A 1,189-nucleotide genomic window follows, 5' to 3' on the forward strand; every position below is an offset into this window, starting at 1 on the left:
GACGATCGGCGCGGCCCTGTCGGAGCCGCGCGACGCCATCGAGGACATCATCGAGCCCTACCTGATCCAGCGCGGCTTCGTGCAGCGCACCCCCCGCGGCCGCGTCCTCACCCGGCACGCCTACGACCACCTCGGAATCGCCACGCCCAGGCGGGAACCCGACCCGGTCGCCGCCTGAGCGGCCTGGGGCGCGGGTCCGCCCTCGACCCGGGTCGGGATGGCGCCAAGCGCGTTGACGGAGGTCAAGGACCTGACGGCCGCGGTGGGCGATCGGGTGCTGTCGGTGTTCGGCCAGATCCAGTTCCACGACGTGGTCCTGCAGCGCTGCCGCGACGGGCTGCGGCGGACCCTGGCGGGGGCCGAGCCGGACGAGCGGGGCCGACCTGCGGCGATCCTGGAGACCGCCCGGGCGCGCTACGTCACGCAGGTCCGGCCCCGGATCGACGCGCAGGCCATCGGCGCGGACGCCCATGGCCCGAGCGCCCCGGACATCGCGATCTTTTGAGGGCGCCTCCGCCAGACCACGACGCGCGGAGGAACCGGACACCGGGATCCGCCGCCACGCGGTGCGCGAGCCGTCGAAAGCCGGCTGCATCGGTGGCGTCGCGACCGGACGGGTTTTCGATCGCGAGAGCGGCCGGCGGGGGGCCTGCGTGCCGTCCGGTCCAGGACCGACGAACCGTCCGACGATCGGTTGGCCGAGCCGATCGTCGCTCCGCGCGGCGCGGTCGTCCACGTTCCGCGAGGACCGGAACACGCCGGATCCGGGCCGGGGCCGGAGGCGTCGAACGGTTAAGGGACAGCGTTATTCGCGCGTCTACCGGATTGGTTAGCGGACTTTTAATATTCTTGTGCGAAGCATAATACCTATGTCTTTCCCGGTCGGGCAAGCAGTCGTTTGTCAGACATGAGAGCATCAAAACAAAAATATTGAGCCGTTTTCATCGAGCATGCCCTCGAAGAACGGCCGGCCGCCACGTCGAGTTTCGAGCGTACGAAAGGAATTTCGCGCCATGTCCTCCATTACTCTATCGTCCGCGACGCGCCAGAACCTGCTCTCGCTGCAGGACACCGCGACCCTGATGGCGACCACCCAGAACCGCCTCGCCACCGGCAAGACGGTCAACTCCGCCCTCGACAACCCGACCAACTTCTTCACCTCCCAGGCCCTCGACAGCCGCTCCACCAG

General features: G+C 68.8%; 2 protein-coding genes and 1 pseudogene. All 3 read left to right on the forward strand.

Features of this window, described 5'->3' with window-relative positions:
* Positions 1 to 178, forward strand: a 178-nt coding sequence (locus MKL01_RS20725) for a Holliday junction DNA helicase RuvB C-terminal domain-containing protein (RefSeq protein ID WP_279604769.1), incomplete at its 5' end; no start/stop codon positions are given.
* A gap of 54 nt (positions 179 to 232) precedes the next feature.
* Positions 233 to 505, forward strand: coding sequence for a hypothetical protein (locus MKL01_RS20730; RefSeq protein WP_243907083.1), 273 nt, complete (start codon positions 233 to 235; stop codon positions 503 to 505).
* 508 nt (positions 506 to 1,013) lie between these two features.
* Positions 1,014 to 1,189: pseudogene (locus tag MKL01_RS20735) on the forward strand (flagellar protein); the annotation flags it as partial.

This window comes from Methylobacterium sp. J-070, assembly GCF_022829385.1.
In the GTDB taxonomy this organism is placed as follows: domain Bacteria; phylum Pseudomonadota; class Alphaproteobacteria; order Rhizobiales; family Beijerinckiaceae; genus Methylobacterium.